This is a genomic window from Oscillibacter sp. (assembly GCF_032018205.1).
GTDB lineage: Bacteria > Bacillota > Clostridia > Oscillospirales > Oscillospiraceae > Oscillibacter.
In genome coordinates this window covers 18,373-43,270 of the sequence record NZ_DALZOY010000015.1, presented here as the reverse complement: position 1 = coordinate 43,270, position 24,898 = coordinate 18,373, and the positions used below count along the sequence as shown (strand labels likewise).

General features: G+C 54.7%; 23 protein-coding genes and 1 pseudogene. 19 read left to right on the top strand and 5 right to left on the bottom strand.

Going from position 1 to position 24,898, the window contains the following annotated elements; translation table 11 throughout:
* Positions 1 to 7 precede the first annotated feature (7 nt).
* The gene (gene pheS / locus RTU96_RS11830; RefSeq protein ID WP_312636821.1) at positions 8 to 1,033 is read right to left on the bottom strand and encodes a phenylalanine--tRNA ligase subunit alpha; all 1,026 of its coding nucleotides are present in this window, start codon (positions 1,031 to 1,033) and stop codon (positions 8 to 10) included.
* Between the two features lie 379 nt (positions 1,034 to 1,412).
* The gene (locus RTU96_RS11825) at positions 1,413 to 2,888 is read right to left on the bottom strand and encodes a hypothetical protein (protein WP_312636820.1); all 1,476 of its coding nucleotides are present in this window, start codon (positions 2,886 to 2,888) and stop codon (positions 1,413 to 1,415) included.
* A 236-nt stretch (positions 2,889 to 3,124) separates the two neighbouring features.
* On the opposite strand from RTU96_RS11825, the gene RTU96_RS11820 reads away from it, so the two are divergent.
* The 16 genes from RTU96_RS11820 to RTU96_RS11745 all read left to right on the top strand — a co-directional run bounded on the left by RTU96_RS11820 (position 3,125) and on the right by RTU96_RS11745 (position 19,602).
* Positions 3,125 to 3,997: an NAD(P)H-hydrate dehydratase gene (locus tag RTU96_RS11820; protein WP_312636819.1), complete on the top strand. Its 873-nt coding sequence runs from the start codon at positions 3,125 to 3,127 to the stop codon at positions 3,995 to 3,997.
* 41 nt (positions 3,998 to 4,038) lie between these two features.
* Complete coding sequence (locus tag RTU96_RS11815) at positions 4,039 to 4,623, top strand: hypothetical protein (protein WP_312636818.1); 585 nt, start codon at positions 4,039 to 4,041, stop codon at positions 4,621 to 4,623.
* 44 nt (positions 4,624 to 4,667) lie between these two features.
* Positions 4,668 to 5,840, top strand: a complete 1,173-nt coding sequence (alr, locus tag RTU96_RS11810) for an alanine racemase (RefSeq protein ID WP_312636817.1) — start codon at positions 4,668 to 4,670, stop codon at positions 5,838 to 5,840.
* A gap of 206 nt (positions 5,841 to 6,046) precedes the next feature.
* Complete coding sequence (locus RTU96_RS11805) at positions 6,047 to 6,418, top strand: type II toxin-antitoxin system PemK/MazF family toxin (RefSeq protein WP_293008253.1); 372 nt, start codon at positions 6,047 to 6,049, stop codon at positions 6,416 to 6,418.
* Between the two features lie 93 nt (positions 6,419 to 6,511).
* Positions 6,512 to 6,973, top strand: a complete 462-nt coding sequence (locus tag RTU96_RS11800) for a hypothetical protein (protein WP_312636816.1) — start codon at positions 6,512 to 6,514, stop codon at positions 6,971 to 6,973.
* Positions 6,974 to 7,104: 131 nt separating this feature from the next.
* Positions 7,105 to 7,620: a hypothetical protein gene (locus RTU96_RS11795; RefSeq protein ID WP_312636815.1), complete on the top strand. Its 516-nt coding sequence runs from the start codon at positions 7,105 to 7,107 to the stop codon at positions 7,618 to 7,620.
* A 181-nt stretch (positions 7,621 to 7,801) separates the two neighbouring features.
* Entirely contained in the window at positions 7,802 to 8,257 is a 456-nt protein-coding gene (nrdR, locus tag RTU96_RS11790) for a transcriptional regulator NrdR (RefSeq protein WP_293008259.1), read from the top strand.
* A gap of 706 nt (positions 8,258 to 8,963) precedes the next feature.
* On the top strand, positions 8,964 to 9,971 hold the full coding sequence (locus tag RTU96_RS11785) for a 4-hydroxythreonine-4-phosphate dehydrogenase PdxA (protein WP_312636814.1): 1,008 nt from the start codon (positions 8,964 to 8,966) through the stop codon (positions 9,969 to 9,971).
* A gap of 18 nt (positions 9,972 to 9,989) precedes the next feature.
* Positions 9,990 to 10,445, top strand: coding sequence for a tripartite tricarboxylate transporter TctB family protein (locus tag RTU96_RS11780; RefSeq protein WP_312636812.1), 456 nt, complete (start codon positions 9,990 to 9,992; stop codon positions 10,443 to 10,445).
* 12 nt (positions 10,446 to 10,457) lie between these two features.
* Positions 10,458 to 11,987 (top strand): tripartite tricarboxylate transporter permease, encoded by a 1,530-nt coding sequence (locus tag RTU96_RS11775; RefSeq protein WP_312636810.1) that lies wholly within the window; start codon positions 10,458 to 10,460, stop codon positions 11,985 to 11,987.
* Between the two features lie 52 nt (positions 11,988 to 12,039).
* Positions 12,040 to 13,086: a tripartite tricarboxylate transporter substrate-binding protein gene (locus tag RTU96_RS11770; RefSeq protein ID WP_312636808.1), complete on the top strand. Its 1,047-nt coding sequence runs from the start codon at positions 12,040 to 12,042 to the stop codon at positions 13,084 to 13,086.
* Positions 13,087 to 13,179: 93 nt separating this feature from the next.
* Positions 13,180 to 15,108, top strand: a complete 1,929-nt coding sequence (locus tag RTU96_RS11765; protein WP_312636806.1) for a sigma 54-interacting transcriptional regulator — start codon at positions 13,180 to 13,182, stop codon at positions 15,106 to 15,108.
* Between the two features lie 85 nt (positions 15,109 to 15,193).
* A complete protein-coding gene (locus tag RTU96_RS11760) occupies positions 15,194 to 16,498 on the top strand; it encodes an MATE family efflux transporter (RefSeq protein ID WP_312636805.1) in 1,305 nt (434 codons plus the stop codon).
* 260 nt (positions 16,499 to 16,758) lie between these two features.
* On the top strand, positions 16,759 to 18,042 hold the full coding sequence (locus tag RTU96_RS11755; RefSeq protein WP_312636804.1) for a lactate racemase domain-containing protein: 1,284 nt from the start codon (positions 16,759 to 16,761) through the stop codon (positions 18,040 to 18,042).
* Between the two features lie 96 nt (positions 18,043 to 18,138).
* Positions 18,139 to 18,423, top strand: a complete 285-nt coding sequence (locus RTU96_RS11750; RefSeq protein ID WP_312636803.1) for a UxaA family hydrolase — start codon at positions 18,139 to 18,141, stop codon at positions 18,421 to 18,423.
* 15 nt (positions 18,424 to 18,438) lie between these two features.
* On the top strand, positions 18,439 to 19,602 hold the full coding sequence (locus RTU96_RS11745; protein WP_312636802.1) for a UxaA family hydrolase: 1,164 nt from the start codon (positions 18,439 to 18,441) through the stop codon (positions 19,600 to 19,602).
* Here RTU96_RS11745 and RTU96_RS11740 read toward each other — a convergent pair.
* The 3 genes and pseudogenes from RTU96_RS11740 to RTU96_RS11735 all read right to left on the bottom strand — a co-directional run bounded on the left by RTU96_RS11740 (position 19,562) and on the right by RTU96_RS11735 (position 21,629).
* Positions 19,562 to 20,353: an amidohydrolase family protein gene (locus tag RTU96_RS11740; RefSeq protein ID WP_397356961.1), complete on the bottom strand. Its 792-nt coding sequence runs from the start codon at positions 20,351 to 20,353 to the stop codon at positions 19,562 to 19,564. The genes RTU96_RS11745 and RTU96_RS11740 overlap by 41 nt on opposite strands.
* Before the next feature lie 42 nt (positions 20,354 to 20,395).
* Positions 20,396 to 20,617 (bottom strand): annotated as a pseudogene (locus RTU96_RS14800) (sigma 54-interacting transcriptional regulator); the annotation flags it as partial.
* 574 nt (positions 20,618 to 21,191) lie between these two features.
* Positions 21,192 to 21,629: a DUF3842 family protein gene (locus tag RTU96_RS11735; protein WP_312636801.1), complete on the bottom strand. Its 438-nt coding sequence runs from the start codon at positions 21,627 to 21,629 to the stop codon at positions 21,192 to 21,194.
* A 456-nt stretch (positions 21,630 to 22,085) separates the two neighbouring features.
* Between RTU96_RS11735 and larE the strand changes: the two genes are divergently transcribed.
* Genes larE through larC form a run of 3 tightly spaced genes read left to right on the top strand, consistent with a single transcriptional unit; the run spans position 22,086 to position 24,859 of the window.
* The gene (larE, locus tag RTU96_RS11730; RefSeq protein ID WP_312636800.1) at positions 22,086 to 22,829 is read left to right on the top strand and encodes an ATP-dependent sacrificial sulfur transferase LarE; all 744 of its coding nucleotides are present in this window, start codon (positions 22,086 to 22,088) and stop codon (positions 22,827 to 22,829) included.
* 12 nt (positions 22,830 to 22,841) lie between these two features.
* Positions 22,842 to 23,603, top strand: coding sequence for a nickel pincer cofactor biosynthesis protein LarB (gene larB / locus RTU96_RS11725; RefSeq protein WP_312636799.1), 762 nt, complete (start codon positions 22,842 to 22,844; stop codon positions 23,601 to 23,603).
* A complete protein-coding gene (gene larC, locus RTU96_RS11720; protein ID WP_312636798.1) occupies positions 23,600 to 24,859 on the top strand; it encodes a nickel pincer cofactor biosynthesis protein LarC in 1,260 nt (419 codons plus the stop codon). The genes larB and larC overlap by 4 nt, the downstream gene beginning before the upstream one ends.
* Positions 24,860 to 24,898 lie beyond the last annotated feature (39 nt).

Sequence of the window (24,898 nt, the reverse complement as noted above, 5' to 3'; positions counted from 1 at the left end):
CCTCTTCTCAGAATTGTTCCAGGAACCGCACGTCGTTCTCAAAAATCAGGCGCATATCGCTGATTTTATACTGGCCGAGGGCCAGCCGTTCCAGTCCCATGCCGAAGGCAAAGCCCGAATAAACCTCCGGGTCGATGCCGCAGTTTTGCAGCACCTTGGGATGGACCATTCCCGCGCCCAGTACCTCGATCCAGCCTTCGCTCTTGCAGGTGGGGCAGCCCACGCCGCCGCACTTGTGGCACTGAATGTCCATTTCGCAGCTCGGCTCCGTAAAGGGGAAGTGGTGGGGACGGAAGCGGGTGACGGTGTTCTCGCCGTAAATCCTGCGGATGACGGCGTTCAGCGTGCCCTTCAAATCGCCCATGGTAACGCCCTTGTCCACCACGATGCCCTCGATCTGATGGAACATGGGGGAGTGGGTGGCGTCCACCTCGTCCTTGCGGTACACCCGCCCGGGGGACAGCACCCGAATGGGCAGCTCCCGGGATTCCATGGCGCGAATCTGCATGTTGGAGGTCTGGGTGCGCAGCAAGACATTGGAGTCCTCCGTGAGATAAAACGTGTCGGACCATTCCCGTGCAGGGTGGTCGGCGGGGGTGTTCAGCTTGGTGAAGTTATAGTCCGCCAGCTCCACCTCCGGCCCGTCCAGAATTTCAAAGCCAAGGGCGATGAAGATGTCTTTGATTTCGTCCAGCACGCTGTACATGGGGTGCTTGTGACCCATGCGCAGCTTTTTGCCGGGGATTGTCACGTCCAGGGCCTCGTTTTCAAGGCGGGCTTCCATGGCCTTGCGCTCCAAAAGACCTGCCTGCTTCTCAATGGCAGTTTCCAGCTCGGCGCGCACCTCGTTGGCAAGCTGGCCCATCACCGGGCGCAGCTCAGCGGACAGACCGCCCATCTGCTTGAGAAGAGCCGTCAGCTCACCCTTTTTGCCCAGATACTTCACCCGCAGCGCTTCTAAGTCCGCGGTTGCCTGCGGACCGGACACGGCTTCCAGCGCGGCTTTGCGGATGGCTTCCAGTTGTTCCTTCATACTTGATGCTCCTTTACCCTTTATATTGCAGAAATCACGTATTTCAGAGGGCGGACGGCATAAAAAAACGCCCCTCGTCCCCAGATTGGGACGAAAGGCTCAGCTCCCGCGGTACCACCCAAATTCGCGCGGAGTGCCGCGCGCGCTTGAACCCCTGTAACGGTGGGCCTCCGGCCATGTCTCCATGGCGGCTCCCGGGCGAACCAAACGACGCGCCGCGGGCCGGCTTGCAGCCGGTGACCAGCCCTCTCTTGGCGGCGGAGAATCGTTATTTTCCCGTTCAACGCTGTTTTCAACTACCACTTATAGCATGAAACCCAAGGAAATGCAAGAGGGAAATCCCCCGCCCGGCGTATTTTGCGCCAAACGGGGGAGTTTATCAGTCTGAAAGGTTTTCCATCAGAATCTCGGATACCGCGCCGTTTTTCATATAAAACGTAATGTGGCTTCCCAGCAGTTCCCTGTCCCCGGGCCAGACCCACGCGCCGTCCCCGTCCTCGGCGCGGATTTTGTCGGTATAGTCCGCTTCCCGATAGACGGCCAAAATATCGGATTTTTGATCGCCCACGGACACGCCCCACCATGTTTTTACAGTTGGGGAGGTCGTTTCCATGCGGCTGACAAAGCTTGCTTCGCCGCCTTCGTCGGAATAGGTGATATATTTCACATCCACGCCGCCGTAGGAAAATGCATAAATTTTTTCGCCGTTGTCGCCGGTTCCAACGGATGTAGGCTTCTCCGGAAAATCCTTGTAGAGCCACGGGTATGTGCCGCTCTTTTTCCCCAGAGTGAGACATTGCTCGTTTGCCACCAGACAAAACGCTGCGGTCGCGCCATCCTGACCAAGCTGGGTTGCTTGCAGCCACGCGGTTTTCAGAGCATCCAGCAAGACAGTCTCCGCGCTGGTTTTGGGCTGATAGGCGTTCAGAAGCGCCTCAAGCCGCTCATCTTCCTGCGCCGGATGCCAGCTGTAAATGCTCCAGGCGGGATCGGCTATCACGGAATCCCGATATTCCCACGGACTGTCCGGGAATACGGACAGAGCTGCAAACCATTCGTCCGGATGGTTTAAGAGCCGGAGGGCAAAATAGTCGCCCGGCGCATCGGAAAACGCCCCGTCGGCATGGAGCAGCCAGCAGGCCAATTTGAGAGCCGGCCAGTCTGCCATATCTTCCTGTTCCATCGTGGACGGATAGCCATAGGAGAAGCGGAACACCGTCTCCGCCGTCTCGTCCAGTGCATCGGAGGAGCAGAAGGTGGAAAAGCGCCAGCCGTCCGGCGTTTTGATGTAGTCCAGCGTCTTCTGAGAATATCCCACGGTGGCAAAGGGATACTCATAGCTGTCGATGTAAAAGGTTACGGTCACGGCCCAGCGGTCGGGCTCCACCCGCTCCGCGCTCGCGGCTTTGCCCAGCAGATAAAGATTGCTGCCTCTGGCAGCGTCGGCGGCGTAAAGCCGTCCGCCGATGTCCCGATAGCCCGTGCCGCCCCCCATCAGTTTGTCCGCCAGCTCTTGGGTGAAGCAACTGCGCACACAAACGTCCAGATCGGCGTAGGTTTTCAGACTTTCATACGCCACCGCACGGTAGGAAAGCCCCTCCTGCTTGGGGTCGTAGGGCTTGCCGTCCTCCGCCACCGGGTCGCCCGAGGTGGGGAGGGAGCATAGATCAAACCAATCGTAAACCTCCGCCGCCTGTTCATAGGCCGCCAGTACGTCCGCCTCCGTCAGCTCGGACGGAGCGGCTTCCTCATGAATAGAGGATGCGGAGGAAGTTCCTCCGGCAACTTTTCCGCAGGCGGACACGGACAGTGCCAGCGCGGCGAATAAAATCAGCGTCAAGGCACGTTTTCTCATCAAGAGAGCCTCCTGTCTTGTTCAATTGAGTAAGACACTTCCATTAAAAGACGCTGGAGAGAGCGGAAAAGTTGCAGGCATTTGTAAAAGAGACGCTGAAATTTTTCGGTCAGCCCAAACCCCTTGCAATTCGGCGGGGGGACACTATAATTAAGATCAACGGAAATGCATCTCCCGCCGTGGGATTAGAAAGCGGGAGACAAGGGTTGGGCGTTGCGCCCGGAGAGGAGAACCCCATGAAAACGCAAGAGCTTACCATGGAATTTGTCCGGGAGGCGCTGCCGCCCCGGAAAACCGACGGCCATAAGGGCGACTTTGGAAAGCTGCTCATCGTGGGCGGCGCGGTGGGATACACCGGCGCACCCTATCTTGCGGCGCTGGGGGCCGAGCGCTGTGGCTGCGGACTGGTATATCTGGGCGTACCGGAGTGTATCTGGCAGGCGGAGGCGGGCAGATGCGTCTCCTCCATGCCTTTTCCCGCGCCGGACAAAAACGGAATGCTCTGTGAGAAGGCGCTCAGGCCCCTGCGGGAAAAGCTGGAAGAGTGCGGCGTGCTGGCTCTCGGCCCGGGCCTCGGCCGCTCAACGGACACGCAGAAGCTGGTTCTGGGTCTGCTGGAAACGGAAAAGCCCGTGGTGCTGGACGCCGACGGCATAAACGTTCTTTCCGGGCATATGGATAGTCTGGACGCGCGGCGGGGCCGCGTTACGATTCTCACGCCCCACGACGGGGAGTTTGCCCGTCTGGGCGGGGACCTGACGGGAGACCGGGCTGAAGCCGCCCGGGACTTTGCCAAGGCCCACGGCTGCATTCTGGTGCGCAAGGGCCACCGCACGCTTATCGCAACGCCTGAAGGCACGGTGCTTCAAAATCCCACCGGAAATTCCGGCCTTGCCAAAGGCGGCAGCGGGGACGTACTCACCGGAATGATCGCCTCGCTTTTGGCGCAGGGGGCAACGCCTTTGCGGGCGGCAGCCTGCGGGGTCTATCTCCATGGGCTTGCCGGGGATCTCGCCGCCGGGTGGCTGACGGAATACGGCATGACGCCCCGGGACACGGCGGAGGCGATTCCCAGCGCGTTTCAAACAGTTTTAACGGAACAACATTAAGGAGGGATATCCGGGTGCGCAAACCGACGGCTTGTGTACCGATGATAACGCTCTGCCTGCTGCTATGTGCTTGCGGCGGGGGAGAAAAACAGACGGCTCAGGCCGCGCGGGCGCCCTATCAGGAGATGGAAAGCGCCCAGATGACCGCAGAGGTCACTGCATTTTACGGCGACGAGGTGAGCGCCTTCACCCTGCGATGCGACTACGCCCCGGAGACGTCCACCGTGGAGGTGCTGGCTCCGGAGACGGCGGCGGGAGTGAAGGCCCGCATGGATGGCGACGGGCTGACGCTGCTCTATGAGGACGACTGCCTTCCGGCAGGCCCCTTAAGCGGAGAGGAACTCAGTCCCGCGTCCTGTATGCCCCGGCTGATGAGCGCCCTGCGGGATGGCTGGCTGCTGGAGGAAAATGAAGAGGACTGGGGCGAGGATGCCTGCTTACGCCTTGCGCTGGAGCAGACCGGAGCGGAGGGGGGCAGGATTGTCTCGACCTTGTGGCTGCGGGAGGAGGACCATGTCCCTGTCCGGGGAGAAATCGCCGTGGATGAAAAAATAATTTTGCAGGCGGAGTTTACGGACTTTCAATTCGGTGCTATACTGGAGGATAACGGAGGGGCCGGAGAATAACTGCGGCAGAAGACCCCGACAAATGAAAATTTGAAGGTGAGCGTATGGAAAAGTTCCTGAAAAGGACCTGGGCGGAAATCGACCTGGATGCGCTGGCGCACAACTACCGCACCATTCGGGAAAGGATGGGGCCCAAGTCGAAGTATCTGGGCGTGGTGAAGGCGGATGCCTATGGCCACGGGGCCGTGTGGGTTGCGAAGAAGCTGGAGCGCCTTGGCGCGGAGTATCTGGGCGTATCCAATCTGGAGGAGGCGCAGGAGCTGCGCCACAACGGACTTACGCTGCCCATCCTTCTGCTGGGATACACCCCCGCCGATATGACGGAGGCGCTCATCCACAGCCGCGTAACGCAGGACGTTCCCTCCCTTGAAATGGCGCGGGCCTATTCCGCCGCGGCTGCCGCCTGCGGCAAAACCCTGACGGTCCATTTGAAGCTGGACACCGGAATGGGCCGGTTGGGCTTCCGGTGTGATGAGGCTTATTTTGAGAAGAGCCTTGAAGAAATTTTGGAGGCGCTGAAGCTGCCAAACCTCGTCTGGGAAGGGGTCTTTATGCACTTCTGTGTGTCTGACGAGCCGGACAAGGAGGAGAGCCGGGCCTTTACTCGAGCGCAGTATGACCGTTTTTCGCATATGGTGAACGAGGTGGAGAGCCGCGCCGGGATGCAATTTTCCATCCACCACTGCTGCAACTCCGGCGGTGTGGCGTTTTACCCTGAGTATGCGTGGGATATGTGCCGCCCCGGCGTGATTCTGTTTGGGACGGAGCCGATGAGCCGCACGATGGGCCTGAAGCCGGTGATGACGCTGAAAACCACCGTTGGCCCGGTGAAGGACTATGCACCGGAAACCTCCGTCAGCTACGGCAGGACGTATTTCACCGAAGGGGAGCAGCGCATCGGCGTGCTGCCTATTGGCTATGCCGACGGGCTTCAGCGCTGCCTTTCCAACAGGTGGGAGATGCTGACGCCCAAGGGCCCCGCCAAAATCCGGGGCCGCGTGTGCATGGATATGTGCATGGTGGATCTGACGGATTTGCCGGATGTGCATACCGGCGACGAGGTGGAGGTCTTCGGCCCCAACAACCTCGTGGAAAAAATGGCGGAGGCTGCGGGCACCATTACTTATGAGCTGACGTGCGACGTTTCCAAGCGGGTGCCCCGCGTCTATCTCGAAAACGGAGAGATGACCGACCGCCATTTGCAGCTTTTGCTCTGAGCAGCCCTGTCGATTCAGGCACCCGCGAAGCCCCGCTCCACCGCTCCAAAGCGCACCCCGGCCCGCCCGGCCGCATAGAATAAACCGGGGCCGGTCGAACCGGAAAAACGGCGTATAAATTTTCCGGCTGCGTGGGAGAATGATAGTGGCCACGCTGAAAAAGTGTTTTCAGCGGCGGGTACTATTTTCGGCGGAGTGTGAACTTTGTGGATACGAGTGTTGTGAAACGCGGCGACATTTATTACGCCGACCTTAGCCCGGTGGTGGGTAGCGAGCAGGGAGGCGTCCGGCCTGTGCTGATTATTCAGAACGACACCGGCAACAGATACAGTCCCACCGTCATCGCAGCGGCGATTACCTCTCAGACGGGGAAAGCCCGTCTGCCTACCCACATAGACCTTCCTATGTCGGATAGCCGGGGCCTTTCCAAAGATTCCGTGGTTCTGCTGGAACAGGTGCGGACGCTGGATAAGCGGCGGCTGAGAGAACACATGGGCCATGTGGATGAACAGGTGATGGAAAAGATTGACACCGCAATTGCGGTGAGCTTCGGCCTGCAGCATGACCAACTGGTCTAGGCGGGTATTTTAACTTCAAGCTGGCGGAATGCCGGAGAAAAGAATACATAACGGTATTCTTTTCCCTGGCGCCGCCTGTGACGGGAGGGCTTGATGAAACAAAAGAAAAACAGATGGTACCTGCGGGCCGGGGCGCTGATGTTGGCCTCCATGGCGGCGATGATTACATTTTCTGCGGCGGCAGAGGCGGGGTCTCAGGGGGATCCGCTGGTGACGCTGAGCTATCTAAACGAGACGTTTTTGCCCAAAATTCTTTCACAAGTGCAGGGAAAGGGAACAGGAAGCGTCGGGACAAGCTTTACCGTGGTGGATTTGTCCAAGGGTGGGAGCCTGAGTCTCTCCGTGGGAGCGGAGGTGCTGCTCCGAGCGGGAACGGCTTCTTGCGGTGCGGCGTCCTCTCCGGGCCTCGTGGATGAAACCACCGCTGAGGTTCTTGAAAACGGCGGCGCGCTGGTGAAAAACCATCTGTACATGGCAACCGTGGAAGGGCGGACGGTAAAAGCCGGGTCCGACGGGGTGAAGCTGCTGGTGCGGGGAAGCTACTCCGTAAGCTGACGGCGCAGGTTGACAATTAAAAACAAGCATACATAAAAGCCCGCCGCCCGCGCATAGGATAGCGCAGGCGGCGGTTTTTTTGTGCCCTTCGTGGGCCGGTCCCGCGCCGCCCGAAGGGAGAGGAAGCCGCCATGGACAAGTATCCGCTGTATCTGGACGGCAGAGCTGCCGGGGAGCTGAGCGTGACCGAAGCCGGAATGTACGCCGACTACCGCGCCGCGTGCCGCATTCCCGGCCCGGCATTTTTGCGGGCATATCTTGTGGGGGAGCAGGGCGAAATGCTTTTGGGGGTTCTTGCGCCGGAGGGGGGGGCCTATTCCATCCGCCGCAGGCTGAGCCGCCGGGAGACGGCGGACCTTGGAAAGCTTCTGCGGTGCGATGCGCGGCGAGAGGGAGAGCGGGCATGGGAACGGGTTCCCGCACCTGAGCGGCTGCTGAAATCCCAGTGGCTTTCCCATATGCTGCAAGGCGTTCCCGGCGTGCTGACCCAACAAGGGGAGAAGCGGCTGCTGGTGGCAATCCCCTATGATCCGGCAAAGCCCTTTCCGCTGGCTCCGCTGTTCTGCTTTGCAAAGATCTGCCGGATTGAGGGGGCGCTGCATGTCGTCTATGCCTTCGATTCGCAGGAGCGACCGGTCATGCCCTGAGCCGTTGATTCATAAGGATGCCCTGCAAAAAATTTTTATAAATAACAATTGACGTATACCACAACGCTTTGCGTTGTGGTATACTGTACTTTAAAGAATTATTAGCGGCGGGGCCTGCCAGTTTTGCTTCCGGCCCCGGGCCGGAATGTACAGGTCCCGCCAGGAGGAAGGAGAACGCCCGATGAAATGCCCCTATTGCGGGTTCGCAGAGAGCAAGGTTGTGGATTCCCGCCCCACTGACGACGGAGCCAGCATCCGCCGCAGGCGGGAGTGCCTGTCGTGCAATAACCGGTTTACCACCTATGAGACGGTGGAAAGCCTGCCCATGGTGGCGGTGAAAAAGGACGGCAGCCGCCAGAGCTTTGACCGCAGCAAGGTTCTGGGCGGCATGATCCGCGCCTGTGAAAAGCGGCCCGTGCCGTTGGCAGAGCTGGAGCGCATTGCCGACGAGGTGGAGCAGGAGCTGCAAAACGGACTGGACCGGGAAATCACCACGGAGCACATCGGCGAGCTGGTGATGGAAAAGCTTCGTAAGCTGGATCAGGTGGCCTATGTCCGCTTTGCCTCTGTCTATCGCCAGTTTAAGGACATTGATACCTTCATGTCGGAGTTGAACAAGCTTTTGGCAGAGCAATAAGCCTGGCACCATGCCATGGATAACAGCCAAACCATGATATGCCCACGGACAGCCGGACATTGATAGACGGTGGAAGCCCGACCTGCATGGATATGTGGCATCTTGGATATGACTTGCGATCCATTTTTACCCCAATTTAATTGCAACAAGCCTGAGGATACACGTTTTTTACGTGTATCCTCAGGCCTTTTTATTGCTGATGGAATTGGTATCCTTTATCTATCAGCCCTTATCTATTTATTGAAATTATATACTACCTGTGCTTATTATTCCGATAACACTTGCTTGGAGTGTGTTTGCGTTTAAGAAACACGTATTTAGCCCTGCTACGCGCTTGATAAAAGAATCTGCGATGGCAAAGTGATTGCCGCGTTTCGCACCTCTTACAAATTGAAACTAAATGAAACGTAATGGGAACGTTTTGGTTCAAACGTGTTTCGCTTAAAATTGTACCGATGCTAATTTTTGAAATAAGGACAGGATGTGCTGGATAGAAACAGTGGATAAGCAAAATGCAATATGCATAATTGCTAAAAATTTAACTAAAAATTTATGTACTTCACAAATTGGACATATTTTTAGAATGTTGTGCAGACGGAACAAAATGCTGGTACACCTTTTGCTACATGAAAACGAAACAGTGTTTACGCCAGGGCCGCTATGTCGGCCCGACGAAAACAGCGATTGATTTGACGGAGGTATTATTATGAACAATAGACCCATCCTCGGGGTCCTGCTCGGAAACTCTGCCGGAGTAGGCCCGGAGCTGGTTGCAAAGTTGGCTGTGCAGGACATATATAAAGCCTATTGCCGCCCTGTTATTATCGGAGATCTGCGAATGTTTGAACGTGGTTTGCAGGTTATCGGCGGTGACGTTCCTTACTACCCAATCAATGATTTGAGCGAGTGTGACTGGGAGCGCGGCTACCCTGTTTTGGATTTGAAGAACCAAGACCCCTCGCTGGTTCCTTTTGGCGAGGCCGTTCAATATTGCGGAAAAAGCGATCTCGATCAGATGGATACTGCAATCGAATTGTGTAAAGCCGGAAAAATTGAGGGGTTTGTGTTTGGCCCATTCCACAAGGGCGCTATGAAGATGGCCGGAATGCATGTGGAGAGTGAGCACACTTATCTGGCAGACAAATTCGGTGTGACAAGTCCCTTTGGCGAGATCAATATGATGGACGATCTGATGACCGTTCGTGTTACCAGTCACATTCCGCTGAAAGAGGTCAGCGAAAATCTGACGGAAGAGACTCTGCGTGAAGCCATTACGTTGGGCGAGATCACCGGTGAGAGCTTTGGTATTCGGCCTCGCATAGCGGTTGCCGCGTTGAATCCTCACTGCGGTGAGTTTGGTTTGTGTGGCCGCGAAGAAGTGGATATACTGGCACCCACAGTGGAAAAGGTCGTTGCCGAGACCGGCTGGGATCTCACTGGTCCCTACTCTGCGGATACGCTGTTTATCCGTGCGCTGAATCACGGGGAATTCGATGTTGTGGTGACGCTGTTTCATGATCAGGGACAGATCGCACTGAAACTCGTCGGATTTGAGCGTTGCATCACCGTTGCGGGCGGTCAGCCCTATCCCGTTGCTACCTGCGCACACGGCACTGCCTTTGACAAGGTGGGGACCGGGAGCGCCACTACCACCTCTTTTGAAAGAGCAGTTAAGGCGGCTTCTAAAATGGCGTTGGCCAAACGCACAAAATAATTGAAGGAGCAAGGAATTGTGGAAAAGAAAAAGTTTAATACGCAGGCTTTGGTTCCAATTGTCACTGCTGTTTTTGCCGCTGTATTTATTTTTCTCGGCATTAAACAGTATGGATTTTGGAACAATCAGCCTATGCCCGGCTTTTTCCCGGTCATCATTGCAGTGATTTTGTTGGCATCGAGTATTGCCTCGATCATTCAAATAGCAAACAGTAAAGATCAGTCCTCCACAAGGTACAACAAAAATGAGCTGATGGTCATTCTTGGCGGAGCCGGTATTATCATTGGAACCTATGTGGTGGGTCTGATCGCCAGCTGCTTGATCTATCTGTTCATCTGGCTGAAGTTTGTTGAACGCGCCTCCTGGAAAACTGTGGTCATTGTTGAAATCATTCTGGCCGCGATTATTCTGGGCGTATTTGTATCATGGCTGCAGGTCCGCTTTCCGATGGGCTTGTTCCAGTATATTCTGTAAGGAGACCTGATTATGGAGAATTTTACATCATTACTGTCGGGCTTCCACACACTGATGACTCCCGAAAATATCGGAGTGTGCATGCTGGGCGCGATTCTGGGCCTCATCGTGGGCGCCATGCCGGGGATCGGTTCGCTGGCTGGCGTTGCGCTGCTGCTGCCGCTGACCTATAAGTTTAATCCCACCACCGCCATTATCATGCTGGGCGCTCTGTATTATTCCAATATGTACGGCGGTTCTTTCAGTGCCATTCTATTGAACATTCCCGGAGATTCTCCGGCGATTACCACTGCGCTGGACGGCTATCCCATGGCCAAGAACGGCCGCCCCGGCCCCGCGCTGGTCACCGCCAACCTCTCCAGCTTCATCGGCGGCACCATCGGTATTCTGATTCTGACCTGCACCGCCTCCGGGCTTGCCAATCTGGGTCTGAAGTTTGGCTATGCGGAGATGACGCTGGTGTTGCTCATCGCTATGACCTCTATCAGCTGGCTGATTGGCGAAAATCCCATGAAGGGCATCGTCATTACAATGTTCGGCATTCTGATTGCCAGTATGGGCATGGATACACTGTCTGGAGCACCCCGCTATAACTTTGGCAGCATGTATCTGCTGGGCGGGATTCCTTTCACCTCGTTTGTCATCGGCTGCGTGGGATTTGCCCAAGTCATTAAGCTGATCAACGAGCGGGAAGCCGACGACGCCAAGCGCGGTAGCCAGGAGCGCGCGGTGAAGCTGTCCATTAAAGACAGTATGCTCACAAAGCACGACCTAAAGCGTATACTTCCTCCGGCGCTGCGGTCCGGCATCATGGGAACCTTCATCGGTGTCCTGCCCGGCTCCGGCGCTACCACCGGGTCCATGGTCGGCTATGCCATGCAAAAGAAGTTCAAGAGCGAGCAGCCCATGGGTACCGGCGCAATTGAGGGCATTGCCGCTTCCGAGGCTGCCAACAATGCGGCTGCCGCCGGTGCGTTCGCCCCGCTGCTGGCTCTGGGCATTCCCGGCTCTGGCACCGGCGCGGTGCTGCTGGGCGGACTGATGATGTGGGGCCTGAATCCCGGCCCGCTGCTGTTTGATACAAACCCCGAATTTTGCTGGGGTTTGATTTCCTCTTTGTATCTGGCGAACCTCTTTACTCTGCTGGTGGCGATTTTAGTCATTCCGTTCCTGATCAAAATTTTGAGTGTTCCCGTGAAGTATATGATCCCCATTATCACCTGCGTGTGCATTGTGGGCGCATATTCCACCTCCAATTCCATGTTTGGCGTGATTGTCATGTTCATTTCCGGTATTGTTGGATATCTGCTGGAAAAGAACGGATTCCCCACCGCGCCCATGCTGCTGGCTTTCGTGTTGGCTCCTATGCTGGAGAAGAACATGCGCAAGGCGTTCATTGCGTCTCAGGGTGGGCTAAAAGTATTTGCGGACTCTCCCCTGAAGCTGGTGCTGCTTGCAGTTTTCCTGGTGCTGGTTTTGACGCCTATGGCGAAAAATATCCTGCGCAAGCTCAAAGCAAAGAAGTCTCAGGTTCACGCCTGATCTTCGATATTACCCTGTTACCCCAGAAAAATTAACATAAGGAGAAACTATCATGAAAAAGGTTCTTGCATTCGCTCTTGCATCCCTGATGGTGATGTCGCTGGCCGCCTGTGGCGACGCTTCATCTGCATCTTCCGGTTCCGCTGGTTCCGGCAGCGCCCAGCCCGAGGGCTTCGTCCCCACAAAAAGCGTCACATGGGTATGCACATCTTCCGCTGGCGGCGGCTCCGATATCTTCACCAGAAAAATCGGGGAGATCATGACCAACGAAAATCTGGCCAACGGACAGACCATCATCGTCTCCAACGAGACAGACGGCTCGGGCGAGGTTGGCCGCAATAAGGTTGCGACCATGACGAACGATGCAGATTACACCCTGCTGACCTTCAACTCCGGCGATCTGACACCCATGGTTAAAAACACGAATAACCGTTCCAGCAACTTCCGCATCCTTGCCATCATGGCAGTTGATAAGCAGCTGCTGTTCTCCTGCCCTGCTTCCGACTCCAAGACTGACTATGCCAAAAACGGCGGGGACCAGTCGGATTTTGCCGCTGCCATTGAAGCTGCCAAGAACGGCACGTTTGTGGTCATCGGCGGTTCCAAGGGCGATGATATTGAGACCTATAACAAGCTGATCAAGGAAGTGGGCCTCACCGAACAGCAGATGGGTTACATCACTTATGACTCCACCTCTGACGCAATCACTGCGGCATTGGGCGGCAATGTGGACTTCGTGATCTCCAAGCCCGCAGCAGCTTCTCAGTATGTGGAATCCGGCGATCTGGATCCCGTTTTGGCGCTGGCTGAAGAGCGTTACTCCGGTAACCTGGCGGATGCTCCCACCCTGTCCGAAATCGGTGACTACGAGAACGTGGAAGTTCCCGTGTGGCGTGGTGTTGCAGCTCCGATTGCTATGAGCGACGCGGCTGCTACTTATTGGTCTGACGCTCTGGGACAGGTGTCCAAGACCGAGGCATGGAAGAATGAGTATTTGGAAACCAATCAGCTGATTGATCAGTACATGAACACTGACGAGGCAACTCGGTATGTCACCGCTTACGAAACCGTTTATATGGCGGATAACGGCTTGAGCTAACTTTCAATTTATAGTATGATTAAGCGGGTCTGCTTTTTGCAGGTCCGCTTAATCAAATGATTGTGGCAATTGCTGTGGGAGGTAGGGTGTCGTATGGTCAGAATTATCATTTTTGTGCCGTCCCCGGATTTAATTGAGCAGATGGAAGCAAAGGTGGAAAAGATCCGCAGCAGTGAATTGCATATTGACGTGGTTCATCGTTTCGGCACCCCGGAGATTCTCAATCAACTGGGGGGCTATGATGTAATCGTGGCGCGGGGCATCACCTATCGCAAAATTTGCGAGATCTATTCGGGAAAGCATGTGACCTGTCTGGATTTCGATGGGACGGATATTCTGGAGGCGCTGATGCTCTGCCGGGACAGCTTTCACCCTTCCGTCATCGGGTTATGCCTGAAACGCGGCGAGCTTAAAAAGATATTGCCCGGCTTAAATGAACTGTGTCGGGCGGACGTGCGGCTATACGATGTTCTGGATGAAGATAGCGCGTACGCGGCTGTGGACGCCTGCCAGAGGGATGGCGTGGACGCCATTGTCAGCGGCGGAACTGTCAGCAATATCTGTCGGGAGCGCGGAATTCCGTGTACCTATATCCATATTCAGCCCGAAACGCTGGACCGCGCTGTGTCAGAGGCAATGAAAGCGGCCCGCAGCATCAATACCGAGCGAACAAAAAGCAATATCATCCGTATGATTCTGGACAACAGCGAAGACGCGGTGCTTGCCGTGGATGAAACCGGCTGTATTCTGGAAGCGAATACAAAGGCATATCAGCTTTATCACTTGGATTTTGCGTCTGGCTGGCAAGGGCGGTTAGTCAGCGAAATCAATTCCCAACTGACCTTTATCGGCTCCTCCAGCAATCCGTGCCGAGACGGGGACGAGGGCATTTTGAACCTGAACGGGCAGAAATACTACGTGAAATACAAGCTGATCTGTGGAGAGGCCTCCGGCGTGGGCACGCTGATCACCACCAGTGCCGCTTCCAAGATCATGCAGGAAGAACGCCAGCTACGCAAGGATCTCACGTTCAAGGGCCTGACCGCGAAATACTCGTTTCGTGATTTAATTGCCTTCAGTCCTGCCATGCGCAAACGCGTTGAAATCGCCAAAAAATTCAGCACAGCCAGCTCCAATGTGCTGATTACCGGAGAAACCGGAACTGGCAAGGAGCTGTTTGCGCACAGTATTCATACGGCCAGCAATCGGGCTGATCAACCCTTCGTGGCCATCAATTGCGCCACACTTCCGGAAAGCCTGCTGGAAAGCGAACTGTTTGGCTATGAGCCGGGTTCTTTTTCCGGCGCTTCCCGCATGGGAAAAACGGGCCTTTTCGAGCAGGCCCATCACGGAACTATTTTTTTAGACGAGATCGGTGAAATTCCGGTTGCTTTGCAGGCAAAGCTGCTGCGGGTGCTTCAGGAGCGGGAAATCCGAAGGATTGGTAGTACTGCGGTCATCCCGATTGACGTGCGGGTGATCGCTGCAACCAATGTCAATATTCAAGAGCAGATCGCGCAGGGCAAGTTTCGGAGCGACCTTCTGTTTCGTCTGAACGCTCTGGAAATTTATATTCCGCCGCTGAGGGAGCGGCCGGACGATATTTTGCCGCTAATGGAGCATCAGCTTTGCATTTTTGCCGCCGAGCAGGGCAAGATTCCGCCTCGGCTGACATTGCGCGTGCAGGAGATTTTGCGCCAGTATTCCTGGCCGGGCAATGTGCGTGAACTCAGAAATGTCTGTGAACGGCTGGTGGTACTCAATGACGCACAGGCTATCAGTACGGACACGTTGGAAGAACTGAATTTGCTTTTTGCTGATGGACAGAGGTCGGGGGGCTTGGAAACTTCAGGGCAGGCTCCGTCTGCCGTCCCTACAGCTCCAACGCCGCCTTCGCTGTATTTGCCGATCCCTGTGAAAAAGAAGGAGCTTGCCCGGGAATTGGGCGTCAGCCGGACCACACTCTGGCGGATGATCAAGCGGCAGGAAGAGAAAAACAAATCCGCTGATTCCGAAAAGTGAGCCTGCCACGGGGCAAGGCGGTAAACTCTATCTAGAGAAAGAAGGTAACTATTTGCAGCGCGATCATGATTTCAGTCAAGGAAGTATGGCAAGGAATATCACCGACATGGCTGTTCCAATGATCATTGCACAGTTGATCAATGTCCTTTACAACATAACAGACCGTTTTTTTATCGGGCGTATCGGCGGCGGACAATCCTTGAGTCTGACCGGCGTCGGTATTGTTTTTCCAATCATAAATATCATTACTGCGTTTACAAATCTCTTCGGCATGGGCGGGGCGCCTCTTTGTTCAATTGCGCGTGGGCGAAAGGATGATGAGGCGGCAGAGCGAATTATCGGATCTTCATTTTTTATGCTGGTCATTACCGCGCTGATTCTGACCTTTATAGGCGTTGTATTTCAAAACCCGCTGCTGCGGCTTTTCGGAGCCAGTTCCGAAACCTTTCCATACGCAAAGGAATATTTCTCTGTGTATATTTGGGGAACAGCGGCGGCTGTCATTGGGCTGGGGATGAATAATTTTATCAATTGCCAAGGCTTTGGAAAGGTGGGAATGGTTTCTATTGCCGCAGGCGCGGTGATCAATGTGATTCTCGACCCGCTGTTGATCTTTGTGCTTGATTTGGGAGTGAGAGGCGCTGCCATTGCCACGGTTGTGGCCCAGCTAGTCTCTGCGGTTTGGGTGCTGCATTTTTTGACGGGGCGGAGAGCGCTGCTCCTGCTGCGCAAGGAACATATTCGCTGGCAGCCTGCCGTGCTGTTGCAGACCGTGCAGATGGGCTTTGCAAATTTTGTTATGGCGTTTACAAATGGAATCACGCAATTCGCTTATAACCGCGCGCTGATGAATCTGGGCGGCGATGTGTTTGTGGGCGCCATGACGGTGATCTCCTCCGTGCGGGAGATGGTGATCATGCCCGTGCATGGTATCACAGCCGGGTCACAGCCGGTTCTTGGCTATAATTATGGGGCTCAAAAACTTGACCGGGTAAAAAAGGGGATTGCCTTCACAACCGGTGTGTGCATTGTGTATACCGCGGTGGTCTGGGGTGTGTTGTTTTTGTTCCCGCAGGCGGCGATCCTGCTGTTTACAGATGATCCAAAGCTGTTGGAAGTCGGTGTGGATATGCTGCACATCTATTTTTGGGGCTTTTGTCTAATGGCACTTCAGTTTTCCGGACAGGCCACCTTCACCGCGCTGGGAAAGGCCAAGTATGCCATTTTCTTCTCCTTGTTCCGCAAGGTTGTACTGGTGATTCCTCTGATCTGGCTGCTTCCTCGCTATATGGGGGTATCTGGTGTGTTCTGGTCGGAGCCAATTTCCAATTTAATCGGTGGAGGCGCCTGTTTTGCAACAATGCTGTGGATGGTGAAAAAGAAGCTCTGAGCGGAAGGCGGGGACCGCCTTTTAAAAGCTCTCTTCCACAAATAAATCGGAGTCTGGCATGAGCTTTTTTGAAGCTTCTTCGTAATGAGCCTGCCTGCTCTAAGCGATGAACTGGCATAGGTCTGGCGACCGCAGTCATGGCGAGACCTTCAGATCCAGCCATGATTAAGGTTATAATTTTCTGCGACGGGGCGTCCAGCTTGCATTTGAAATTTATGTTTTAAGAATAGACATCTAGGCGCGGACTAGGAGGACAGTATATGAAAACAATTACCAACCTGATAAAAGATGTTCCCATTCCCAAAATGGTGCGGATACGGGAGCTTTACGATTCCACCAATATTCCAGAGGAAAAAATTGCGGCAACGGTTACCTCCGAGCTTTCCAGAGAGGTGATTGCGGAGAAAATACAGCCCGGAATGAAGATTGCCATTACCTGCGGAAGCCGCGGCATTAACCACTATGCAATCATGACCAAAGCCATTGTGGATTTCGTAAAGTCCCGGGGTGCGGAACCCTTCATTGTGGTGGCCATGGGAAGCCACGGAGGAGCTACCGCGGAAGGCCAGAGCCAAATTCTTGCCGACTATGGCATCACAGAGCAAACGATGGGCTGCGCGGTGAAAAGCTGCATGGATACAGTTCAGATCGGTATTTCCGAAAAACGGCATCAGTCCGTTCAGATTGACAAAAACGCGGCGGAGGCCGACGGGATTATTCTCTTAAACCGGATTAAGCCCCATACGTCTTTCCGCGGCAAGTATGAAAGCGGCCTGATGAAAATGATGGCCATCGGCCTTGGTAAGCAAAAGGGTGCCCATGATCTGCACAGCCAAAGTCCAGCGATTATGCACGAGCTGGTAGAGGAATACGGCCTTACGATTCTGAAAAACGCACCGATTATCGGTGGAATTGCAGTGATCGAAAACGCTTATGATGATACCTATCTTGTTAAGGCGTTGACTCCTCAGGAGATTATTGATGAGGAGCCGAAGCTCAAGGACCTCTCCTATAAGACCATTGCCCGTCTGCTTTTTGATAAATGCGACGTGCTGGTTGTGGACCAGATCGGCAAAAATATCAGCGGAGACGGGATGGACCCCAATGTAACAGGGCGCTTTGTCCAGCCCAAATACTGTTCGGGGGGGATCGATGCGGAAAAGGTGGTTGTTCTTGACCTTACGGACGAAACCCACGGCAATGCGCAGGGCATCGGGCTGGCGGAAGTGACGACCCGGCGGCTTTATGAAAAGATGAAGCTGGAGATGACGTATCCAACCGGTGTTACCAATACGTTTTTGCATTTGATGAAGATTCCCATGATCATGGACAATGACCGTGAGGCATTGCAGTTGGCGCTTTGCTGCTGCCCGGATGCCGAAGATCAGAACAACATGAAGATGATCCGCATTCACAATACGGCCCACATTGAGTATATTGAGATTTCCGAGGGTCTGCTGCCACTGGCCAAGGCAAACCCGAATATTGAAATTCTCTCTGAACCCTATGAACTGATATTTGACACACAGGGCAATCTGTTTTAATGAGGGGATGCCCGCGGATCGCGGGCCATCCCTTTCCCGCCGCCGTTGGACTGATGGGCTTAACGGCACAGGCATACTAAAAGGAGGCGTGCATTTATGCACAACGCAATGATCATTGATTCCAAAGACAATGTGGTAATCGCCATTGAGGCAATTCAGAAGGACGATGATATCATCTATGTCTGCAACGGTGAAACACTGCGCTTTCCGGCTCTGGAGGATATTACAATTTACCATAAGGCGGCCTGCCAGAACATTCCCGAGGGCAAGTCCGTCTCCAAGTACGGACAGCATATCGGCATCGCCGCCTGCGATATTAAAAAAGGTGAGCATATCCATGTTCATAACGTCACCAGCCGCCGGGAAAATCTCGACGGCTGACAAGAGGAGATATCAATGAATTTTTTTGGATATCAGCGTCCGGACGGGCGGGTGGGCATTCGCAATCATGTGCTGATTCTGCCGGCCAGTGTCTGTGCATCCGATACTACACGAATTATTGCCAATCAGGTTAACGGAGCCGTAACCTTCAACAATCAGCAGGGCTGTTCTCAGGTTGCCCCCGATCAGCAGCTTACAATGGACGTGATGGCCGGTTACGCCGCGAACCCCAATATCTACGGAACCGTGGTTGTATCCTTGGGCTGTGAAAACTGTCAGATGGATTTGGTGGTCAAGGCCATTGAAGAGCGCACTAACAAGCCCCTGCGTCAAATCATCATTCAGGAGATTGGCGGAACGCTTAAGGCCGTGGAACAGGGTGTCCGGTACGCAAGAGAGCTGGTTCAGGAGGCGTCAATGCTTCAAAAGCAGGAGTTTCCCATGTCCGAGCTGATTCTCGGCACGGAATGCGGCGGCTCCGATCCCACCAGTGGTCTTGCGGCGAATCCCGTCATTGGGCGTCTGAGCGATCTGCTGGTGGCAGACGGGGGGACCTCCATTCTCAGCGAGACAACGGAGTTCATTGGCGCCGAGCATATTTTGGCAAAGCGCGCCAAAACTCCCGAGGTTCACGACCGTATTTTAGAAATTGTACACCGCTATGAAAAAGCGCTGCAGTTGATTGGGGAAGAAGTAAGAGAAGGAAATCCTTCCCCGGGCAACAAGGCGGGCGGCATCACGACTTTGGAGGAAAAGTCTCTGGGCTGTATACATAAAGGCGGGCACGCACCTGTCAGCGCCGTCTATGACTATGCCAAGCAAGTTGCGACAAAAGAGGGCCTGGTGATTATGGATACCCCGGGTAACGATCCCGCCTCTGTTGCAGCGATGGCGGCTGGCGGCGCGCAGGTAGTGGTTTTCTCCTCAGGCCGTGGCAGCCCCACGGGAAATCCCATCGTGCCGGTCATCAAGATTACCGGCAACAAGCTGACCTTTTCCAAGATGAAAGACAACTTGGATTTGGATGCCTCCCCGCTTATTTATGGGACCAAGACACTGGAGGAGTTGGGTGACGAGCTCTATCAAATGGTCAGAGAAGTCGCCTGTGGAAATCAGACCAAGGCGGAAGCGCTGGGCTTTACCGAAATGGCAATTGCCCGTGCTTGCAACTACGTATAAGACGTTTCATTGAAATTGATTTTTGAGTGAAACAGATAAAAACAGAGTTTTTTATAACGCAGTTTGGAGCTGCCGGGAACATCCCGGCAGCTCCCTTTTTATTGGCATACAAAAGACCTCCTATCGTAGCTTTTATTCTACGACAGGAGGCGTTTTTTGCGGCGTTTACCGTCACGTCTTTCATTGTGTTAAGGCTGCTGGCGCCGCATTGGACTGCGTATTTCACTTCCCTATAAAGAAGACCGTGATAAGCATCGGTACCCAAAGCGAACTTGACGCCGCTTTTCATGACCTTCTCCATGCAGGAAAAGGCGGCATCCCGCATCCGGCGGCAGCAGTCCACACTTGCCGGAGAGAGAAACTCCTCCCCGCTGGGGTCCAGAAGGATGCCGGAAGTCAGATCCAGCCGGCAGCCATACTTGGTCACCAGCTCAAGCCCTGCGTCATCAATGCAGTAGGCGTGCTCAATTACGTCCACGCCTTCTTCAACGCAGTCCACCAGACCCTGACCGCCAATGCAGTGAGAGACAACAGGCAGATTTTTGCCAGCAGCTTCCTCTACAACAGTGCGGATTTCTTCGCGGGTGAGGAAGTGGGGGATAAAGGACCCGTTTATGGGAGGCATTCCCGGTGTTGCAAAAGTTTTTAATAAGTCAGCCCCTTGGAGCATATTCTCCCGGGCGGTACGCCGGAATTCCTCAGCCCCGCTGTGAGGCACCCCCACAAAGCCGTGACCGTGGATGCACCTCATGCCAATACCCGCGCATAGCTGATTCGGTCCGATTAAGCGGTTGTGGGCAAGCTCAAAAAGGCCCATTTTGCCGTTCTTGGCCGCTCCTGTGAAAGCGCCCTCCACATACCCGAACAGTTCCGACTCCAGCAGATCTTCCGGCAAAGATGCGCAGTTGATGGCAACAAAGGGCTCGTTCCGTCGACTACTGGCGTTGTGTACCGACTGGGCAAACAGCTCCTTTTCTACGCCGGTCTCTCCTAAAATCAGAAGGCTGGAATTGGAGCTGCTGCAACTTTGCGCCACCCGGTGAATTTCCGAAAGAATTTTGATTCCTCGTTCCACCACCTCCTGATAATGGGTGTCCGGAAACCATGCGCAGAGCTGTTGACCCAATAGCTCCTGCTCAGTCACTCCCAGCAGGTTATAGCAATAATTGTTGGCAAGGGTGAACATTCCCTCGTGATCGGTGGAGACGACCCCCGGAAAAGAGTAATTCATGATGTTGGCAATTTGGCTGCTTTTCAGCCGCTCGGCCGCGTGATCTGGACCGTTTGAAGCGCATCGTCAATCGTGGAGTTGATTGCTTCTTTCCCGGATTCGATCAGCACCGATGGAATATGGCGTCTTCATGTAGGGCCGCAGCCAGATTATTATTAAACTGATCGGTCATGATCTCACAGGAGATTTCATCCCAATCATAACGCTCTTGAAATACTTGTTCAATTTTTCCGCGTAGTTCCTCATACGGCGCGAGAAATACCAGATGAATCATTGGATGGCCTTTCTCCGCCGCTCGGCAGGGGTATTGATTATCTATTCGGCTATTTTTACAACCTTGGAGGAATGTGCCGCCTTCTTATTGGTCTACAAGGTGGGCAATCTCTTCGCTGCAAAGGCGTACCGCGTCGTTTAAATAAGTCTGCATTGATTCCTGCGCTCCGACCGCCAAACGAATATTGCATTTTAAAGACGGTAAAAGAATCTTTACCGCATCTGCTGAACCGATTGCCGCCGCCATGGCAGGCGTGACTTCACCCAAAAGTCCGTTTGCAACCAAAACCCCTATGGGACCCAGCAGAATATGCATACGCGAGGCGTTGTATACGATGGCATTCTCGCCAGTCGCACCGTCGTCCGCGCCGCCTTTGAACATGGTAGCGGTGGCGGCGGCATTTGTCCCTAAGGCACGAATTGGAATGTCTGGATTTGCCTTTTTGAGTTGCTGAATCAAAGCGCCTCCAAGGCCGCCTCCTTGTCCGTCAATGACGGCTATTTTAATGTTTTCCTGTTTCATAAAGCTAGTCCATTCTCCGGATACGTTAGAGTGCCGGTATTTGTATTTGTTGAAATTTACACTGCTCTCAGCAAATCAATCCATATTATATATTATCATATAAATATTAGTATGGAACAACATATCCCCAAATTATAAATTTTATTGCTAAAATATTTGCATTTTCCCCATTGACAGATTTATGCAGGCTTGCTATGCTTACATATATGGTCTGAAGGCCATGTCAGGCGGATAGAATTCCGTTCTCTTTCCAATGGCTTGCTGACGCAAATCTTTTGTACAGACGGCTTATATGGAAAGTTTGTGTTTTGCCAGAAGGCATACCTAACATGGGTATGCCTTCTTTTATTTTGCGTTCGTTGGAAAAGGCAAGTTGTTTGGTGTAGCGGCTGTTCGCAAAACACAGTTGCAGCGGACAGGGCTAATTTGCCCCGCACGACAGATTTGGAGGTCACAATGAATTTACAGGACTTTTTTGCACAGCACCCGTCTGGCGCACTGGCCTTTTCGGGCGGCACCGACTCTTCGCTATTGGCATGGGCGGCCATGCAGTACGGCAAGGACTGGCACGCCTATTACGTCAACTCGGCGTTCCAGCCATCGTTTGAGCTGGCCGACGCCCAAAAGATTGCGGAACAGTGCCACATTCCCCTGACAGTCATCGAAGGAGACATTCTGGCGGATGACACTGTGGTCGCCAATCCGGAAAATCGCTGCTACTACTGCAAACGTGTCGTTTTCGGCATGATCTTGCGTCAGGCCGCCACGGCGGGATACAAACTGGTAATCGACGGCACAAACGCCTCCGACGACGCTTCTGACCGTCCGGGAATGCGCGCGCTTCAGGAGATGGAGGTTCTTTCGCCCCTGCGGGAGTGTGGGCTGACCAAAAGCGACGTGCGGGCAATGAGCCGGGAGGCGGATCTGTTTACGTGGAACAAGCCCTCTTACGCCTGTCTCGCAACGCGCATCCCAAGCGGGACAGCCATCACGGCAGAAGCGTTGAAAACCGTGGAGGCAGGGGAGAATGTCCTTTTTTCCATGGGATTTCAGGACTTTCGCATTCGGCTTCGCGGCGACGCCGCGCTGCTCCAGATTCCCGCCAGTCAGTTTTCCTACGCGGTGGAAAAAAGGCAGCAGTTGCTGGAACGGCTCTCCACGCTTTTTTCCACTGTCTCGTTGGACCTGCGCACGCGGTAAGGAGGATTCAGTATGAGTTCCGGTCATGATATCATAACAGTTTTGAAAGAAGTACAAAGCGGCGCACTTTCTCCGGACGATGCGTTGCTGCGGCTGAAGCTCGCTCCGTTTGAGGATCTGGGCTATGCCAAGGTGGACTATCACCGGGCCATCCGTCAAGGCGTTCCCGAGGTGATTTACGGGCAGTCAAAGACCACCGAACAGATTCTTGGAATACTGTCCTCCATGCAGAGGCAGGGCTGCTCCAACATTCTCGTCACCCGCATCTCTCAGGAGGTGGCGGACACGCTGGCCAGGTCCTTTCCGCTGCGTTACGATTCGCTGGCGCGTCTTGCAGTGGCTCTCCCAGCCGAAACGCCGGGCCGCGGCTCCGTAGTGGTAGCTACTGGCGGCACCAGCGACATGGGCGTTGCCGAGGAGGCCGCCATCACCGCCGAGGTCCTTGGCAGCCGGGTGACGAGGTTGTATGACGTGGGTGTGGCGGGACTGCACCGTCTGCTCTCCAATCTTGAGCCGCTGATGACCGCCCGGGTGGTTATCGTCGCGGCTGGAATGGAAGGAGCGCTTGCCAGTGTGATTGGCGGTCTGGTTGACTGCCCGGTCATCGCTGTCCCAACCAGCGTTGGATACGGCGCTTCATTCGGCGGGGTATCGGCGCTGCTGTCCATGCTGAATTCCTGCTCCAGCGGCGTGAGCGTTGTGAATATCGACAACGGCTTCGGCGCGGGCTTCCTCGCCAACCGCATCAACCAGATGGAAGGAGTTTCCGAATGAAAACGCTTTACCTTGAATGCAAAATGGGCGCGGCGGGCGACATGCTTATGGCCGCGCTCTATGAACTGCTTCCCGACCAGGCGACCTTTATGGAGATGATGAATCATCTGATCCCCGGCGTGCGTGTGACCGCACGGAGAGTCAACACCTGCGGCATTGCGGGAACACATATGGAAGTGGATATTCGTGGCCTTCAGGAGGATAGCTGCGACCTTGCCGACGGCTGCCTTAAGAGCCTCATTCACGAGCACGAGCATGAGCATGAGCATGAGCACGAGCACGAGCACGAGCATGAGCACACGCACGCGCATCATCACACCGCCCCGTCTGACATCGCAGAAATTTTGGAACATCTCAATGTGCCGGAAAAAGTTCGCCGGAATGCTCAGGCTGTCTATCACCGAATTGCCGAAGCAGAATCGCTGGCACACGGCGTCCCTGTCACGCAGGTGCACTTTCATGAGGTCGGCGCGTTGGATGCCATCATTGATGTGACGGGCGGATGCCTTGCAATGGAGCTTCTTCACCCGGACTCTGTTCATGTCTCGCCGGTCCATCTGGGATCCGGACATGTTCGGTGCGCGCATGGCGTCATGCCCGTGCCCACTCCGGCCACCGCCTTTCTTCTCAAGGGAATTCCCTGTTATTCCGGGGAGATCAACGGAGAGCTCTGCACCCCCACCGGGGCATCGTTGTTGGCGCACTTTGGAGAACAGTTCGGTCCTATGCCCGTCATGATTCCGGAAAAGGTGGGCTACGGTGTTGGAAAGAAAGAATTTCCCGCAGCCAACTGCGTTCGCGCATTTCTGGGCCAATCCGGCGATCCTGAGCAGGCAGGCATCGTGGAGCTGTGCTGTCATATCGACGACATGACGGCAGAGGCGTTGTCCTTTGCCTCCGACCGGCTCATGTCCCGGGGGGCTTTGGACGTCTCTGCGGCGCCTCTAGCCATGAAGAAGGGCCGCCCCGGAGTCTCCCTCACCATTTTGTGCAGGACTGCGGACGAAGAGCGGATGGCGCAGGCTGTTTTAGAGGAAACCACCTCCAACGGCGTTCGGGCCCGGCGCTGCGCCAAATATATTTTGGTTCCCAGCTTGCGGACCGCACAGACAACCTATGGACCCATCCGCATCAAGTGTGCCGACGGCATGGGAATCCATCGGGAGAAGCCGGAATACGAAGATGTCGCCTCCGCTGCGAAGGAGAGCGGCCTTCCCTTCCAGCAAGTCTGGAACGACATCGTCCGGCAGTTGTAAGCCGGATACGCGTTTGGCAGATTCGCCCCCCGGAGCGTG

Bases quoted from the DNA above. Each gene is read 5' to 3' on its own strand.
- pheS (WP_312636821.1), bottom strand. From the start codon at position 1,033: ATGAAGGAACAACTGGAAGCCATCCGCAAAGCCGCGCTGGAAGCCGTG.
- RTU96_RS11825 (WP_312636820.1), bottom strand. From the start codon at position 2,888: ATGAGAAAACGTGCCTTGACGCTGATTTTATTCGCCGCGCTGGCACTG.
- RTU96_RS11820 (WP_312636819.1), top strand. From the start codon at position 3,125: ATGAAAACGCAAGAGCTTACCATGGAATTTGTCCGGGAGGCGCTGCCG.
- RTU96_RS11815 (WP_312636818.1), top strand. From the start codon at position 4,039: ATGATAACGCTCTGCCTGCTGCTATGTGCTTGCGGCGGGGGAGAAAAA.
- alr (WP_312636817.1), top strand. From the start codon at position 4,668: ATGGAAAAGTTCCTGAAAAGGACCTGGGCGGAAATCGACCTGGATGCG.
- RTU96_RS11800 (WP_312636816.1), top strand. From the start codon at position 6,512: ATGAAACAAAAGAAAAACAGATGGTACCTGCGGGCCGGGGCGCTGATG.
- RTU96_RS11795 (WP_312636815.1), top strand. From the start codon at position 7,105: ATGGACAAGTATCCGCTGTATCTGGACGGCAGAGCTGCCGGGGAGCTG.
- nrdR (WP_293008259.1), top strand. From the start codon at position 7,802: ATGAAATGCCCCTATTGCGGGTTCGCAGAGAGCAAGGTTGTGGATTCC.
- RTU96_RS11785 (WP_312636814.1), top strand. From the start codon at position 8,964: ATGAACAATAGACCCATCCTCGGGGTCCTGCTCGGAAACTCTGCCGGA.
- RTU96_RS11775 (WP_312636810.1), top strand. From the start codon at position 10,458: ATGGAGAATTTTACATCATTACTGTCGGGCTTCCACACACTGATGACT.
- RTU96_RS11770 (WP_312636808.1), top strand. From the start codon at position 12,040: ATGAAAAAGGTTCTTGCATTCGCTCTTGCATCCCTGATGGTGATGTCG.
- RTU96_RS11765 (WP_312636806.1), top strand. From the start codon at position 13,180: ATGGTCAGAATTATCATTTTTGTGCCGTCCCCGGATTTAATTGAGCAG.
- RTU96_RS11760 (WP_312636805.1), top strand. From the start codon at position 15,194: ATGGCAAGGAATATCACCGACATGGCTGTTCCAATGATCATTGCACAG.
- RTU96_RS11755 (WP_312636804.1), top strand. From the start codon at position 16,759: ATGAAAACAATTACCAACCTGATAAAAGATGTTCCCATTCCCAAAATG.
- RTU96_RS11750 (WP_312636803.1), top strand. From the start codon at position 18,139: ATGCACAACGCAATGATCATTGATTCCAAAGACAATGTGGTAATCGCC.
- RTU96_RS11745 (WP_312636802.1), top strand. From the start codon at position 18,439: ATGAATTTTTTTGGATATCAGCGTCCGGACGGGCGGGTGGGCATTCGC.
- RTU96_RS11740 (WP_397356961.1), bottom strand. From the start codon at position 20,353: ATGAGGTGCATCCACGGTCACGGCTTTGTGGGGGTGCCTCACAGCGGG.
- RTU96_RS11735 (WP_312636801.1), bottom strand. From the start codon at position 21,629: ATGAAACAGGAAAACATTAAAATAGCCGTCATTGACGGACAAGGAGGC.
- larE (WP_312636800.1), top strand. From the start codon at position 22,086: ATGAATTTACAGGACTTTTTTGCACAGCACCCGTCTGGCGCACTGGCC.
- larB (WP_312636799.1), top strand. From the start codon at position 22,842: ATGAGTTCCGGTCATGATATCATAACAGTTTTGAAAGAAGTACAAAGC.
- larC (WP_312636798.1), top strand. From the start codon at position 23,600: ATGAAAACGCTTTACCTTGAATGCAAAATGGGCGCGGCGGGCGACATG.